The sequence below is a fragment of the Microbacterium oleivorans genome (assembly GCF_013389665.1).
Taxonomy (GTDB): Bacteria; Actinomycetota; Actinomycetes; order Actinomycetales; family Microbacteriaceae; genus Microbacterium; species Microbacterium oleivorans_C.
On sequence record NZ_CP058316.1, the window covers coordinates 2,626,957 to 2,641,900 of the forward strand.

At 70.1% G+C, this 14,944-nt stretch carries 16 protein-coding genes and 1 riboswitch; of the genes, 2 read left to right on the forward strand and 14 right to left on the reverse strand.

What is annotated here, in order from left to right:
- Nucleotides 1-74: 74 nt before the first annotated feature.
- From ribH to sdhC, 14 genes are all read right to left on the reverse strand, one after another.
- Nucleotides 75-548 (reverse strand): 6,7-dimethyl-8-ribityllumazine synthase, encoded by a 474-nt coding sequence (ribH, locus tag HW566_RS12440; RefSeq protein ID WP_178013315.1) that lies wholly within the window; start codon nucleotides 546-548, stop codon nucleotides 75-77.
- Nucleotides 545-1,864, reverse strand: a complete 1,320-nt coding sequence (gene ribA, locus HW566_RS12445) for a GTP cyclohydrolase II (protein ID WP_178013317.1) — start codon at nucleotides 1,862-1,864, stop codon at nucleotides 545-547. Before ribA ends, ribH begins: the two co-directional genes overlap by 4 nt.
- On the reverse strand, nucleotides 1,861-2,496 hold the full coding sequence (locus tag HW566_RS12450) for a riboflavin synthase (RefSeq protein ID WP_178013319.1): 636 nt from the start codon (nucleotides 2,494-2,496) through the stop codon (nucleotides 1,861-1,863). Before HW566_RS12450 ends, ribA begins: the two co-directional genes overlap by 4 nt.
- The gene (gene ribD, locus HW566_RS12455; RefSeq protein WP_178013321.1) at nucleotides 2,496-3,578 is read right to left on the reverse strand and encodes a bifunctional diaminohydroxyphosphoribosylaminopyrimidine deaminase/5-amino-6-(5-phosphoribosylamino)uracil reductase RibD; all 1,083 of its coding nucleotides are present in this window, start codon (nucleotides 3,576-3,578) and stop codon (nucleotides 2,496-2,498) included. Before ribD ends, HW566_RS12450 begins: the two co-directional genes overlap by 1 nt.
- 59 nt (nucleotides 3,579-3,637) lie before the next feature.
- Nucleotides 3,638-3,784, reverse strand: a riboswitch (FMN riboswitch).
- Between the two features lie 79 nt (nucleotides 3,785-3,863).
- Nucleotides 3,864-4,727: an Fpg/Nei family DNA glycosylase gene (locus HW566_RS12460; RefSeq protein WP_178013322.1), complete on the reverse strand. Its 864-nt coding sequence runs from the start codon at nucleotides 4,725-4,727 to the stop codon at nucleotides 3,864-3,866.
- 82 nt (nucleotides 4,728-4,809) lie between these two features.
- A complete protein-coding gene (locus HW566_RS12465) occupies nucleotides 4,810-5,148 on the reverse strand; it encodes a GNAT family N-acetyltransferase (protein WP_178013324.1) in 339 nt (112 codons plus the stop codon).
- A 78-nt stretch (nucleotides 5,149-5,226) separates the two neighbouring features.
- Complete coding sequence (locus HW566_RS12470; RefSeq protein ID WP_256728708.1) at nucleotides 5,227-5,697, reverse strand: hypothetical protein; 471 nt, start codon at nucleotides 5,695-5,697, stop codon at nucleotides 5,227-5,229.
- Nucleotides 5,690-6,667: a tryptophan--tRNA ligase gene (trpS, locus tag HW566_RS12475; protein WP_256728962.1), complete on the reverse strand. Its 978-nt coding sequence runs from the start codon at nucleotides 6,665-6,667 to the stop codon at nucleotides 5,690-5,692. The genes HW566_RS12470 and trpS overlap by 8 nt, the downstream gene beginning before the upstream one ends.
- Nucleotides 6,668-6,773: 106 nt before the next feature.
- A complete protein-coding gene (locus tag HW566_RS12480; protein WP_178013327.1) occupies nucleotides 6,774-7,613 on the reverse strand; it encodes an exodeoxyribonuclease III in 840 nt (279 codons plus the stop codon).
- Between the two features lie 30 nt (nucleotides 7,614-7,643).
- Nucleotides 7,644-8,804: a YihY/virulence factor BrkB family protein gene (locus HW566_RS12485; RefSeq protein WP_178013329.1), complete on the reverse strand. Its 1,161-nt coding sequence runs from the start codon at nucleotides 8,802-8,804 to the stop codon at nucleotides 7,644-7,646.
- A gap of 57 nt (nucleotides 8,805-8,861) precedes the next feature.
- Nucleotides 8,862-9,620, reverse strand: coding sequence for a succinate dehydrogenase iron-sulfur subunit (locus tag HW566_RS12490; RefSeq protein ID WP_178013331.1), 759 nt, complete (start codon nucleotides 9,618-9,620; stop codon nucleotides 8,862-8,864).
- On the reverse strand, nucleotides 9,620-11,446 hold the full coding sequence (gene sdhA, locus HW566_RS12495) for a succinate dehydrogenase flavoprotein subunit (protein ID WP_178013333.1): 1,827 nt from the start codon (nucleotides 11,444-11,446) through the stop codon (nucleotides 9,620-9,622). The genes HW566_RS12490 and sdhA overlap by 1 nt, the downstream gene beginning before the upstream one ends.
- Nucleotides 11,447-11,492: 46 nt before the next feature.
- On the reverse strand, nucleotides 11,493-11,936 hold the full coding sequence (locus tag HW566_RS12500; protein WP_178013335.1) for a succinate dehydrogenase hydrophobic membrane anchor subunit: 444 nt from the start codon (nucleotides 11,934-11,936) through the stop codon (nucleotides 11,493-11,495).
- The gene (sdhC, locus tag HW566_RS12505; RefSeq protein ID WP_091502543.1) at nucleotides 11,936-12,370 is read right to left on the reverse strand and encodes a succinate dehydrogenase, cytochrome b556 subunit; all 435 of its coding nucleotides are present in this window, start codon (nucleotides 12,368-12,370) and stop codon (nucleotides 11,936-11,938) included. The genes HW566_RS12500 and sdhC overlap by 1 nt, the downstream gene beginning before the upstream one ends.
- A 190-nt stretch (nucleotides 12,371-12,560) precedes the next feature.
- Between sdhC and HW566_RS12510 the strand changes: the two genes are divergently transcribed.
- A complete protein-coding gene (locus HW566_RS12510) occupies nucleotides 12,561-13,676 on the forward strand; it encodes a mannose-1-phosphate guanylyltransferase (protein ID WP_178013337.1) in 1,116 nt (371 codons plus the stop codon).
- Nucleotides 13,677-13,803: 127 nt separating this feature from the next.
- A complete protein-coding gene (locus HW566_RS12515; RefSeq protein WP_178013339.1) occupies nucleotides 13,804-14,922 on the forward strand; it encodes a BMP family lipoprotein in 1,119 nt (372 codons plus the stop codon).
- Nucleotides 14,923-14,944 lie beyond the last annotated feature (22 nt).

Below are 14,944 nucleotides of genomic sequence, written 5' to 3' on the forward strand. Positions count from 1 at the left end.
GAAACGACGCGGGCGTCGGGCCGTCGTCCGAGGACGCGATCCCGACGCCCGCAGGAGCCCGTCGGAGGCGCTCGTCAGCCGCGCAGCTCCCGCAGCGTGAGGGCGGTGCGCAGCGCCGCGTCTGCGGCCTCGGCGCCCTTGTCCTCCTTCGACCCGGCGAGACCCGCCCGGTCGATGCCCTGCTGCTCGTCGTCGAGGGTCAGGACGCCGAAGCCCACGGGCTTGCCGGTGTCGAGCGCGACCCGTGTGAGCCCGTCGGTCGCGGCAGACGAGACGAAGTCGAAGTGCGGGGTGCCGCCCCGGATGATCACGCCGAGGGCCACGACCGCGTCGGCACCGGCGTCGAGGGCCGCCTTCGCGACGACCGGGAGCTCGAACGACCCGGGAACGCGCAGGAGCCGCCACGCCGCGCCGGACTCCTCGAGGACGCGCTCCGCGCCCGCGATGAGCCCGTCCGTGATCACGTCGTGCCACTGACCGGCGACGACGACGATCTTCAGCTCGCTCGCGTCGACCTGCTGCCGATCGGGTGCTCCGTGTCCGCTCATGCGATGTTCTCCGAGTTCTGTCGGTGGTCGGTGGTGTCGAGCTCGGCGGCCTGCGCGACGCCGCGGGCGAGGGCGGCATCCAGGTCGGCGTCGTCGATGATGTGCCCCATGCGATCGCGCTTGGTCGCGAGGTACTGGTGGTTGTTGGCGCCCACCCCCACCAGGAGCGGAACCTGCTCGGCGATGTCGAGTCCGAGGGTGCGCAGCTGCGAGACCTTGTCGGAGTTGTTCGTCAGCAGGCGGATGCTGCCGACGCCGAGGTCGGCGAGGATGCCGGCGGCCGCGGCGTAGTCGCGCGCGTCGGCGGGCAGCCCGAGGGCGAGGTTCGCATCGAGCGTGTCGAGGCCGCGCTCCTGCAGCTGGTAGGCGCGCAGCTTGTTGATCAGGCCGATGCCACGCCCTTCGTGACCGCGCATGTAGATGACGATGCCGCCCTCCTGGTCGATCGCATCTAGCGCCGCGTCGAGCTGCGGGCCGCATTCGCACTTGAGAGAGCCGAAGGCCTCACCGGTCAGGCACTCGGAGTGCACGCGGACGAGCGGGCTCGCGTCGGTCAAGTCGCCCGAGACGACGGCGATGTGATCGGTGCCGGTGACGCGGTCCTTGTAGGCGAGGAAGCGGAAGGCGCCGTGCGAGGTGGGCACGTGCGCCTCGGCCCGCAGGCTCACGCGGCGCCGGTAGCCGGCGACGGCCTCGGCAGGACGGGGGTCGACCTCGTCGAGGTGCGCGATGAGCTGCTCGATCGTGATGACCGGGATGCCGTCGCGCTCGCCGAGCTCGAGCAGACCCGGCATCCGCATCATCGAGCCGTCCTCTGCGACGATCTCGGCGATGGCGCCGACCGGATCGAGGCCGGCGAGCTGCATGAGCTCTACGGCGGCCTCGGTGTGTCCGCTCCGCTCGCGCACGCCGCCCTCGACAGCGCGCAGCGGCAGGATGTGTCCGGGACGGATGAGGCTGCTCGGCGTCGACGCGGGGTCGGCCAGCACCGTGAGCGTACGAGCGCGGTCGGCGGCGCTGATGCCGGTGGTCACACCGTGCGCCGCGTCGACCGAGACGGTGTAGGCAGTTCCGCGGGCGTCCTCGTTCGTCTCGACCATGGGCGGCAGATCGAGACGGTCGGCCCACTCGGCGGGCATGGGTGCGCAGATGAATCCGCTGGAGTGGCGGACCGTCCAGGCGATCCACTCGGGCGTCGCGAGGGCGGCCGAGAGGATCACGTCGCCCTCGTTCTCGCGGTTCTCATCGTCGGCGACGATGATCGGCTTGCCGGCCCGCAGCGCGTCGAGCGCCTCGGAGAGGGGAGAAAGGCTCATCGCGAGCCTCCTTCGTCAGAGGTGGGGGTGGTGAATGCCAGCAGACGCTGGACGTGACGGGCGAGGATGTCCGTCTCGAGATTGACGGCGTCGCCGGCGACACGGACGCCGAGCGTGGTCGCTGCGAGCGTCTCGGGGATGAGCGACACCTCGAGCCAGGCGTCGGCCGCATCGGCCGGGCTGACGGCGCTGACGGTGAGCGAGACGCCGTCGACGGTGATCGAGCCCTTGTCGACGACGAGCGGCGCGAGGTCGGCGGGCAGCGAGATGCGCAGCACCCGCCACTGCTCGCCGGGCCGCACCTCGAGGATGCGGCCGAGGCCGTCGACGTGGCCCTGCACGATGTGCCCGCCCAGGCGCGTGTGCGCCGCGAGAGCGCGCTCGAGGTTGACCGGGCGCCCGGCGGCGACGCCGGCGAGGCTCGACACGTCCAAGGTCTGACGCATGACGTCGGCGGTGAACCAGTCGGCGCCCTGATCGACGACGGTCAGGCAGACCCCGCTGACGGCGATCGAGTCGCCGTGCGCGGCATCCGATACGGCGCGCGGCGCGCGGACGGTGATGCGGACGCCGTCGCCGGACGGGTCCACGGCGACGACCTCGCCGACCTCTTCGATGATTCCGGTGAACATCAGGCGTCTCCTTCGATCGGGGATGTCGGGGGCAGGGGGGAGGCGACGATCAGGAGGTCATCGCCGAGGGGTTGCACGGAGGCCACCCGCAGACGACGCTGGTCGGCGATCGTCTCGACGCCCAACGACCGCAATGCCGGTCGGTCATCGCCGGCGGCTCCGTACCCGAGGAGGGTGGGGGCGATGTAGGCGAGGACCTCGTCGACGAGACCGGCGCGCAGGAACGCGCTGGCGATCGTCGGGCCGCCCTCGACGAACACGCGCTGCACCCCCAGTCCGCGCAGCTCCGCCATCAGCGAGGGCCCGTTCGGGCTCTCGCCGCCGAGGTTCTCGCCGTCCCGGTGCAGCAGCGGGCGGGGGTGTCCGAGGACGCGGGCGTCGTCGGGCACCGCGCGCTGCCCGAGCACGACGGGCATCGGTTGGGCATCGAAGAGGGTTCCGTCGGGACGGCGCGCCGTCAGGGCCGGGTCGTCGGTGAGGAGCGTTCCGGTGCCGACGACGATCGCGTCGGCCGCGCTCCGCCGCCGGTGCACGTCCGCTCGGGCGACGGCACCGGTGATCCACTGGCTCGTCCCGTCGGCCGCTGCGGCGCGCCCGTCGAGGGATTGCGCCCACTTCACGGTGACGTGCGGCCGGCCCAGGCGCTGCACCGTCAGCCAGCCCTCGATCAGCCGGCGGCCGTCGGCCTCGAGCACGCCGCCCACGACCTCGACGCCGGCCTCCCGCAACCGGCGGGCACCGCCCGCCGAGGCGTCGCCGGGGTCGGAGACGGAGTAGAGCACGCGTGCGACACCCGCCTCGATCAGGGCGACCGCGCACGGGCCGGTGCGTCCGGTGTGGTTGCAGGGCTCGAGGCTCACCACCGCCGTCGCCCCGCGCGCCGCCCCCGCGGGCAGCCGCGACAGGGCGTCGACCTCGGCGTGGGGGGTGCCCGCACCGCGGTGCCACCCCTCGGCGAGCAGTGATCCGTCGGCGGCCAGCAGGACGGCACCGACCTGCGGATTCAGGCCCCGTGGCCCATTGCCGGCCAGCTCGAACGCGCGCCGCATCGCCGCGGTCTCGCGATCGGTCGTGCCCGGCATCCTGTTCGTCCCTCGTTCAGACTCCGGGGACGCGGGTGGGCGCGCGCAGCGCGAACGCTGCCGTGCTTCCTCTCATCCGGACTAGCGACTCGCGTCGCATCACCGTCGGTCCCGGAATTCCACCGGATCAACCTCGAGGCCCGAAGGCCGCGGGGGTCGCGGACTCTCACCGCCGGTTCGGATTCTCACCGACCCCGGAGCACGTTCAATACTCCGATCGTACTCAACGCGGGGGACGCGGCGGCATTCCCGTCTCACGGCGTCATCGAACGGCGGTACCCGCGGCTACTTCAGCAACCGGGAGAGGCGCCGGTCGGCGAGCAGCTTGCCGCCGGTCTGGCAGGTGGGGCAGTACTCCAGGCTGTTGTCGGCGAAGAAGACGCTGCGCACCTCGTCGCCGCAGACGGGACACGCCTCGCCGCGGCGGCCGTGGACCCGCATGCCGCGGCGCTTGGCATCCTTGAGATCGGCGGGCGGCTTGCCGGATGCCGCGGCGACGGCCTCGGTCAGCGTCGCCGAGAGGGCGGCGAACAACCGGTCGATCTCCGCGTCGTCCAGGGTCGCGGCCAGGGCGTAGGGCGACATCTTCGCGGCGTGGAGGATCTCGTCGGAGTAGGCGTTCCCGATCCCCGCCACGATCGACTGGTCGCGCAGCACGCCCTTGATCTGGGTGCGCCGGCCCGCGAGCAGGCTCGCGAGCGTGTCGCGGTCGAACGAGGGATCGAGGGGATCGGGACCCAGCCGCGCGATACCGGGCACTTCGGCGGGATCGCGGACGACGTAGACGGCGAGGGACTTCTTCGTACCCGCCTCGGTGAGGTCGAACCCGGAGTCGTCGTCGAACCCCACCCGGAGCGCGATCGGGGTCTTGCCGGGGCGGATGACGGTGGCGGGGAGCTGGTCGTACCAGCGCAGCCAGCCGGCCTTGGCGAGGTGGAACACGAGGTGCGAGCCGGCATCGGTGGCGAGGTCGACGAACTTCCCGTGGCGGGCGGCCGCCGTCACCGTCGTCCCCTCGAGTGCCTCGATCGGCGGGTCGTAGGTCTTCAGGGCGGCGATCGCGCTCACCCGGGCCCGGACGATGCGCCGCCCCGAGAGTCGCTCGCCGAGGTAGTCGACGAGCCCCTGCACTTCCGGCATCTCGGGCATGGCGTCATCCTGCCATGCCCCGTGGCCGCGGAGCAGGGCCTTGCATCCCGAGCCGGGGACGCCGCTGCGGCCCGGCGATAAGTCAGTCGGGGAGTACCGGCCAGGGCTGCGGCGCGAGGTCATCGGTGGGCAGGATGCCGGCGATCCACCCGTCGTGGCGGCCCCGGAGGTCCGAGAGCCCCCGGCGCACCAGTCCCTCGTAGCGGAAGCCCAGGCTGCGGGCCGTCCGCGCCGACGCGACGTTGCCGACGATGGCCCGCCACTCGATGCGGGCCAGCGACAGCGAGCGGGAGAAGCCGAAGTCGACCACGACCCGGGCGGCCTCGCCCATGTAGCCGTTGCCGCGGGCGGCGGCATCCATCCAGAACCCGATCTCGGCCGCGCCGCCCGGGCTCGTGCCGCGGAGGGTCACCGGATGCATGCCCCGACCCTACCCAGCTCCGTGGGGGTGCCGATGGTCGCCGCCCCCGCGTCGCGAGCGGCCGCGCCGCCCGCCGGGTCAGGTCGAGGGGTTCTGCGAGATGTAGACCGCCATCGCGGCGAGGTTCGACAGCGGCGCCATCGCTCCGTTCCCCGGCGCATCGAACACCAGCGCCTCCACGCCCGCCTCCGCGTACGAGGCCACCCATGCGGCGGCGGCGGGCAGCGGGACGGCGAGCATCCTCGACGCCTCGTCCTCGGGGAGGCCGAACCCGAGTGCCGCCTCGTGGGCGCGGTCCGCCGTGGAGAAGGCGAAGATCACCGCCCCCTCGTCCGTGCTCAGGGCGAAGGGCGTCGGCTCGTCGTCGGATCCGCGCGCCAGGAAGAGCCAGCGTTCGAGCGCGAAAGCCGCGCGCCACAGGCGTTCCTGCACCGCGGCGTCGGCCGGCGCCTGCCGGGACGCCGCGGCGGCGGCATCGAGTTCGGCCAGGAGCTCCGGGGCGGGCTCGGCCGGGAGACCCTGCGGCGCCGATGCCTCGGATTCAGACACGTCGCAGCAGCCCCATCTTGTCGTACACCTCGGCGAGGGTGCGATCGGCGACCTCGTCGGCGCGCGCGGCGTTGGCTGCGAGAACCCGGTCGAGCTCGGCGGGGTCGTCCAGCAGCTCGAGGGCGCGCTCGCGGACGGGACCGAACTCCGAGACGACCACGTCGGCCAGACCCTTCTTGAAGTCGCCGTAGCCGCGGCCGGCGTACTCGTCTTCGATCGCGGGGATCTGCCGCCCCGTCAGCGCCGCGTAGATCACCAGGAGGTTCGACACCCCGGGCTTGTTTTCGCGGTCGTACCGCACCGTGCCCTCCGAGTCGGTGACGGCCCGCATGACCTTCTTCGCCGAGACCTTCGGATCATCCAGGAGCCACAGCACGCCGGCATCCGACTCGGCCGACTTCGACATCTTCGACGTCGGGTTCTGCAGATCGTAGATGCGTGCGGTGTCCTGCTGGATCACGGGCATCGGCACGCGGAAGGTCTCGCCGTAGCGGGAGTTGAAGCGCTCGGCGAGGGTGCGCGTGAGCTCGACGTGCTGCTTCTGGTCGTCGCCCACGGGCACGATGTCGGTCTGGTAGAGCAGGATGTCGGCGGCCATGAGCACCGGGTAGGTGAACAGCCCCACCGACGTCGCGTCGGCGCCGTAGCGCTGCGACTTGTCCTTGAACTGCGTCATCCGCCCCGCCTCCCCGAAACCGGTGAGGGTGGAGAGGATCCACGCGAGCTCGGCGTGAGCGCGGACGTGCGACTGCACGTACAGCGTCGACCGCGAGGGCTCGATGCCCGCGGCGATGTACTGCGCGGCCGTCCGGCGCGTCTTCGCGCGCAGCTCGGCCGGATCGTTCGGCTGCGTCAGAGCGTGCAGGTCGACGACCGAGAAGTACGCGTCGTAGGTCTCCTGCAGATCGCGCCACTGCATGAGAGCCCCGATGTAGTTGCCGATCTGGAGCGAATCGGCGGACGGCTGCATTCCGGAGTACAGGCGGGGCTTGGTCACCCCACGAGTCTACGGGCGCGACAGGGCCACTCGCGGGCGCGCGGCGAGACGCCGACCGCTCGCCACCCTGCGTGCGGTCTCAGCCCGGGAGGCCGTAGTCGGCGACGACCGGGGCGTGGTCGCTCCACCGGGTGTCCCACGAGGGCGCGCGGACGACGCGGTAGTCGCTCACGCGGTCTGCGAGGGCCGGGGTCGCCAGGTGGTAGTCGATGCGCCATCCGGTGTCGGTGTCGAAGGCCTTCCCGCGGTTGGACCACCACGTGTACGGGCCGTCGACCTCGCCGGCGAACCGACGCCCGACATCGACCCAGCCGAGTCCGGTGCCGCGTTCGCCGTCGACGGTGTCGACCGGCTCGCCCGCGGGCGCGGTGAAGCGGTCGAAGTAGGCGCGCTCGCGGGGGAGGAAGCCCGCCTTCTTGCGGTTGCCGCGCCAGTTGCGGATGTCGAACTCGCGGTGGCCGACGTTCAGGTCGCCGGTGATGACGGCGAGGTCGCCGAGCTGCGGCATCCGCCTCTCCATCGCGTCGAGGAAGGCGTACTTCGCGATCTGCTTCTCGGTGTCGGCCTCTCCGGTGAACACGTACGCGCTCACGACGGTGAGGTGCTCGCCGGCCACCTCGATGTCGGCCTCGACCCACCGCCCCTTCGAGTCGACGTCGTCGTCGCCGAGCTCGACGCGCCAGACGTCGAGCGGCTCGCGCGCCGCGATCGCGACGCCGGCCCGGCCCTTGGCGAGCGCCTCGTCCGAGACGATGTGCCACCCGGGCAGTGCCGCCGCCAGGTCGGATGCCGCGGCGCGCACCTCCTGCAGGGTCAGGATGTCGACATCGGCGGTCTCGAGCCAGGCGTGCATCCCTTTGCGGGCGGCGGCGCGGATGCCGTTGACGTTGACGGAGGCGATGCGGAGGTCACGGGGCACGCCTTCCAGCGTAATCGGAGGCTCGGACGCTCAATCCGAGCGTCGTGGCTCGTCGTCGAGGCGCGCGAGCAGCTCGCGCGCGCGCCGGACATCGCGACGCGCCGACATCCGGTGCCACCAGTCGGCGTCGGCGAGGGCGTGCTCGGCGTCGCGGACCTGGGCCTGCGCCACCACCCGGAGCGCACGGCGTTCGTCGGCTCGGCGCTCGGCGTCCGTTCGCACGACGAGGGGGATCCCGTCGTCGGCGGCCGATACGGCGACCCAGGATGCAGCCACGAGGATGACGATGCCCGCCAGTCGCAGCCACAGCAGGAAGCCGATCAGCACGGAGAACGTCGCCAGCAGCGGGTTGGTGGGGGAGTAGACGGCGAGGAAGCCGGCTCCCAGTTGCAGGATGCTCAGAGCCGCGCCGCCGAAGAGCGAGCCGGGCATGATCTTGCGCCACGGCAGCGAGGTTCCGGTGAGGAAGCGGATGAGCGCGGTCAGCGCCGCGGAGTTGAGAACGATGGCGACGAGCACCGATGCCAGACGGCTGAGCACGTCGATCGTGGTGGACTCGTAGGGGACGTCGAGCAGGTCGAACAGCTGCCGTACGATGCCGCCGGCGATCAGCCCGAGCGCGGCGCCGAGCACGAGAGCGAGTCCGAACAGCAGCGCGGCGCCGAAGTCGCGCAGCTTCAGCAGCACGTAGTTGCGGGTGTCGAAGGGGAGGCCGAAGATGTCGCGCACCGCGCGGCGGGTGAAGGTGACGAACCCGATGGCGGTCCAGACGGCCACACCCAGCGCGACCGCACCGGTCACGGCGAGCACGCTGCCGCTGTTGCGGGCGATGTCGGCGACGTCCTCGGGCGCGACGGGCCCGGCGCCGGAGATCAGGCCCGGGATGTAGGAGTTGACCACGCCGATGAGGGCGTCGATGGCCATCGACGACCCGCCGAGCCACAGGCCCACCACGGCGAAGGCGCTGTAGATCGTCGCGAACAGTGCGAACAGCGACTGGTAGCTGATGCTCGCAGCGAGGAGGAACCCGTTGTGCTGCAGGAAGTGCCGCCACACGCGGATGGGGAACCAGCCGAGCGTGCGACGGGTGATCGTCGTCGCACGCTCGATGGGCTGATCGAGCCGCTCACGCAGTCGTGAGGACTCCCACTTCTCGCGCAGCGCCTCGGTGTCGGCGGGGTCGGAGCTCACGTCCTCGAATGTACCGGCAGCGCGTCGGCGACCCGATCGGGCTCAGGCCCGATCCGATCACCGGCCGCGCAGAACCGCCTGCTTGACCTCGGCGATGGCCTTGGTCACCTCGATGCCGCGGGGGCACGCCTCGGTGCAGTTGAAGGTCGTGCGGCAGCGCCAGACGCCCTCCTTGTCGTTGAGGATGTCCAGGCGCACGTCGCCGGCGTCGTCGCGCGAGTCGAAGATGAACCGGTGCGCGTTGACGATGGCCGCGGGGCCGAAGTACTGCCCGTCGGTCCAGAAGACCGGGCACGACGAGGTGCAGGCGGCGCACAGGATGCACTTGGTGGTGTCGTCGAAGATCGCCCGGTCGGCGATCGACTGCACGCGCTCCTTGCCCGCCTCTGGCTTGGAGTTGGCGATGAGGAACGGCTGCACGTCGCGGTAGGAGGCGAAGAACGGCTCCATGTCGACGACGAGGTCCTTCTCCAGCGGCAGGCCCTTGATCGCCTCGACGTAGATCGGCTGCGAGATGTCGAGGTCCTTGATCAGCGTCTTGCACGCGAGCCGGTTGCGTCCGTTGATGCGCATGGCGTCAGAGCCGCAGATGCCGTGCGCGCACGACCGGCGGAAGGTGAGCGAGCCGTCGACCTCCCACTTGATCTTGTGCAGCGCATCGAGAACGCGGTCGGTCGAGTAGAGCTCGACGTCGTAGTCGACCCAGCGGGGCTCGTCGTCGACCTCGGGGTCGAAGCGGCGGATGATGAAGGTGACCAGGAACGACTGGATGCCGGTGTCGTTCGTGACTTCCGTCTCGGGAGCGACGAGGGTCATCAGTACTTCCTTTCCAGCGGCGGGTACCGCAGTTCGCCCGCCTCGTTCTTGGTGAACACGACGGGCTTCCAGTCGAGCCGGATGTGGTCCTCGGCGTGCGACGAGTGCGGGTCGCCCGAGAGGTAGGCCATCGTGTGCTTCATGTAGTTCTCGTCATCGCGCGTGGGGAAGTCGTCGCGCATGTGTCCGCCGCGGCTCTCCTTGCGGTTGCGGGCGGCGACCACGACCACCTCGGCGATGTCGAGGAGGAAGCCGAGCTCGACGGCTTCGAGCAGGTCGGTGTTGAACCGCTTGCCCTTGTCGTCGACGTGGATGTTCTTGAACCGCTCGCGCAGATCGGCGATGACATCCATGACGTGCAGGAGCGACTCCTCGGTGCGGAACACCTGAGCGCCCTTGTCCATCTCGTCCTGGAGGGTCTTGCGGAGCACCGCGATGCGCTCGGTGCCGGGGTTGTCGCGGACGCTCTCGATGAGGTCGCGCACCGCGGCGGCGGGGTTCTCGGGCAGCGGCACGAAGTCCGCGGTCTTGACGTACTCGACCGCATTGCGACCGGCGCGCTTGCCGAAGACGTTGATGTCCAGGAGCGAGTTGGTGCCCAGGCGGTTGGAGCCGTGCACCGAGACGCAGGCGCACTCGCCCGCGGCGTACAGCCCGGGGACGACGGTGGTGTTGTCGGAGAGCACCTCGGCCTTGACGTTGGTCGGGATGCCGCCCATCGCGTAGTGGGCGGTGGGCATGACCGGCACGGGCTCGACCACGGGGTCGACACCGAGGTAGGTGCGCGCGAACTCGGTGATGTCGGGGAGCTTGGTCTCCAGCACCTCGGCGCCCAGGTGGGTGCAGTCCAGGAGCACGTAATCCCGGTGCGGGCCGGCACCGCGCCCCTCGGCGACCTCCTGCTGCATGCAGCGCGAGACGATGTCGCGCGGCGCCAGGTCCTTGATGGTCGGGGCATAGCGCTCCATGAAGCGCTCGCCCGAGGCGTTGCGGAGGATCGCGCCCTCGCCGCGCGCGCCCTCGGTGAGGAGGATGCCGAGGCCGGCGAGCCCGGTCGGGTGGAACTGGAAGAACTCCATGTCCTCCAGCGGCAGTCCCTTGCGCCAGACGATTCCCACGCCGTCGCCGGTGAGGGTGTGGGCGTTGGAGGTGGTCTTGTAGATTTTGCCGAAGCCGCCGGTGGCGAAGATCACCGCCTTCGAGTGGAAGACGTGCAGGTCGCCCGTGGCGAGGTCGTAGGCCACGACGCCGGCGGTCTGGGTGGATCCGTCCTCCGCGGTGATCGTGATGAGGTCGAGCACGTAGTACTCGTTGAAGAAGTTGATGCCCAGCTTGACGCAGTTCTGGAACAGCGTCTGCAGGATCATGTGACCGGTGCGGTCGGCGGCGTAGCAGGCGCGACGCACCGGCGACTTGCCGTGGTCGGCGGTGTGACCGCCGAAACGGCGCTGGTCGATCTTGCCCTCGGGGGTGCGGTTGAACGGCAGTCCCATGTTCTCGAGGTCGATGACCGCATCGATGGCCTCTTTGGCGAGGATCTCCGCGGCGTCCTGATCGACCAGGTAGTCGCCGCCCTTGACGGTGTCGAAGGTGTGCCACTCCCAGGAGTCCTCTTCGACGTTCGCCAGCGCCGCCGCCATGCCGCCCTGAGCTGCGCCGGTGTGCGAGCGCGTCGGGTAGAGCTTGGAGATGACCGCCGTGCGGGCTCCCGGACCGGCCTCGATCGCGGCGCGCATGCCGGCGCCGCCGGCGCCGACGATGACGATGTCGAACTGGTGGTAGTGGATGCCGTCCTTGACGACGACCTCTTCGGTGGGGGTGCTCACTCGGCGAGCCTTTCGTTGCTGTGAATCACGTCGTCGATGCGCCGGGTCAGCCCTGGCACATCTCCCAGAGCATGCTGTCCGACGTCACTCCCAGGCAGGGGTCGAACGTGAACACGACGAGCGTGCCCAGCAGGATCAGCAGACCGGCGGAGAGCCAGATCGCCCAGACGAGGACCTTGCGGGCGGTCGGACCGGACACGTAGTCGTTGACGATCGTGCGCATGCCGTTCGCGCCGTGGATGAGGGCGAGCCAGAGCATCAGCACGTCCCACCACTGCCAGAACGGGCTGGCGAACTTGCCGGCGACGAAGGCGAAGTCGATGCCCTTGATGCCCTCGCCGAGCATCAGGTTGACGAAGAGGTGCCCGAAGATGAGGACGACCAGGAGCACGCCGGAGGCGCGCATGTAGACCCAGCCCCACTTCTCGAGGTTGGCGCCCTTCTTGCGGACCTGCGGGCTGCGGGGTGCGGCCAGGGTGTCGGCGGTCATCAGTGACCCCCTCCAATCTCGGAGAGAACGATCGGCACATGGCGCGCCGAGAATCCGATGACGGTGACGGCCCAGACCGCCAGCACGCCCCACCAGAGCTGCCGCTGGTGACGGGTCGCCCACGGCCACAGATCGACCGCGATGATGCGCAGGCCGTTGAACGCGTGGTAGACGATCGCGGCGACCAGGGCGACCTCGCCCAGCCCCATGATCGGGTTCTTGTAGGTGCCGATGACGGCGTCGTAGGCCTCGGGCGACACGCGGATCAGCGCGGTGTCGAGCACGTGGACCAAGAGGAAGAAGAAGATGGCGACGCCGGTGATGCGGTGAAGCACCCACGACCACATGCCCTCGTTGCCCCGGTACAGCGTGCCGCGCGGGGTCTTGGATGTGGTCTGGGCTACCGACGGTGTGACGCGTGCTGGTGCAGACACGGTCGTCCTCCCTGGATCGAACACGGTTCGTGGGGGCGATCGATGCCCCGGTGGGGCGGTTGACCCCCGGCGTCACATGGGCGCACATCGATTCTAGGCCGGGAAAAACGGGCGCGGCGACGAAGGGCACCCTAAAGAAGCGGCGTTCTTGACGGATGGGAGGCGGCCCCGACGCCGCTACGCTCGGAGCATGATCGATGAGATCCCGGACTTCTACGCCGTCATCCCCGCCGGAGGGGTGGGCAGTCGGCTGTGGCCGCTCTCGCGCGCCGACGCCCCGAAGTTCCTGCACGACCTCACCGGCTCGGGGCACTCGCTGCTGCGCGACACCTGGGACCGGCTCGCGCCGCTCGCCGGTGAGGACCGCATCGCGGTGGTGACCGGGCGGGCGCACCGCGCCGCCGTCGAGTCGCAGCTGCCCGGCATCCCCGACAAGAACGTTTTCCTCGAGTCCGAGCCGCGCGATTCCGCGGCCGCGATCGGCCTCGCAGCCGCCATCCTGCATCGTCGCCACCCCGACGTGATCATCGGATCGTTCGCCGCCGATCACGTCATCCGCGGCAGCCGCGTGTTCGAGTTCGCCGTGCGCGATGCCGTCGAGGTCGCCCGCGAGGGGTACATCTGCACGATCGGCATCACCCCCTCGGAGCCGGCGGTCGGCTTCGGCTACATCAAACGGGGCGGAGAGCTCATCGTCGAGGGAGCGCGCGATGCCTCGCTCGTGGAGCACTTCGTCGAGAAGCCCGATCTCGAGACGGCGCGCTCCTATGTCTCGGACCGGTCGTACCTGTGGAACGCCGGCATGTTCATCTCGCGCGCCGACGTGCTGCTCGCCGAGATCGAGGCCAACAACCCCGCGCTGCACGCCGGACTGCTCGAGCTCGCCGAGGCCTGGGACGACCGCGACCGACGGGGCCCGGCGGTGGACCGCATCTGGCCGACGCTCGAGAAGATCGCGATCGACTACGTCGTCGCCGAGCCCGCGGCCAAGAAGGGCAAGCTGGCCGTGGTTCCGGGCCACTTCGACTGGGACGACGTCGGCGACTTCGCCAGCCTGGCGAAGCTGAACTCCAACGGACGCAAGAACGACCTCGCCATCCTGGGCGAGAACGCCCGCATCCTCTCGGACGCGGCCAGCGGCATCGTCGTGAGCCACACCTCGCGCGTCATCAGCCTCATCGGCGTCAAGGACATCGTCGTGGTCGACACCCCCGACGCGCTCCTGGTCACCACGAGCGAGAACGCCCAGCGTGTCAAGCACGTCGTGGACGCTCTCAAGCTGACGGGTCGCGGCGACGTTCTGTGACGCTCGTATTGCGTCTTTGTAACCATTCGCGAGGCGGAGTGCGTCCGGGGTGCAACCCGGGCGAAACAGTAGGTAACTTCTTTCCAGCCGCCGCGAAGTCCGCGGCGCCTTCAATGTGGAGGCTGCATTGACACTCTCGACCCCCCAGAAGCTCGTCGGCATCACAGCTGCCGCGGGCCTTCTCGTCGCCCTCGCCGGTTGCGGATCCGCACCCGACGCGGAATCCACCGGCGACGCCGCTGCAGGCGAAGCCGTCGACGGCTTCATGCCCTGCCTGATCTCGGACGAGGGCGGTTGGAACGACAAGTCGTTCAACCAGTCGGCCAAGACCGGCATGGACTCGGCCCTGGAGGAGCTCGACGTCGAGGGCATCGAGCTCGAGTCGACCACCCCCAACGACTACGCGCCGAACCTCGAGCAGCTCGTCGCCGAGGGCTGCACGTTCATCGTCTCGGTGGGTTTCAACCTCTCCGCCGCCACGGTCGAGTCGGCGCTGGCCAACCCCGACATCGACTACGCGATCATCGACGACCTCGCCGACAATGACTTCAACGGCGAGACCGACGCCCCGAACATCAAGCCCCTCGTGTTCAACACGGCCGAGGCCGCTTATCTCGGCGGATACGCCGCCGCTTCGTGGTCGGAGCAGAGCGGCGTGAACAAGGTCGGCACCTTCGGCGGCATGCAGATCCCGTCGGTCGCCGTGTTCATGGACGGTTTCCAGCTCGGCGTCGAGAAGTACAACGAGGACAAGGGCGGCGCCGTCGAGGTGCTCGGCTGGGACATGGCCACCGAAGAGGGGCTCTTCACCGGCGGCTTCGCGGCCAACGACACCGCCAAGCAGACCGCGCAGAACCTGCTCGACCAGGGTGCAGACGTCATCCTGCCCGTCGGCGGTCCGGTGTACCAGAGCGCGGCAGCGGCCATCAACGACGGCGGCACTGACACGCTCATGCTCGGTGTCGACACCGACCTCGCCGTCGCCGACGACACCGTCGCCGACCTCGTGCTCGTCTCGATCATGAAGGCCATCGACGTCGCCGTCCACGACGCGACCATCGAGGCCGCCGGCGGCGACTTCAGCGTCGAGCCCTACGTCGGGGACCTCGAGAACGAGGGTGTGAAGCTCTCGAGCTTCCACGACTTCGAGTCGCAGCTGCCGGACGGTCTGGCCGACGAGCTGGCCACCCTCCAGGAGGCCATCATCGCCGGTGACATCACCGTGGAGTCGCCGAACTCCCCGTGAGTCGGTTCTTCGGTCGGGGCCG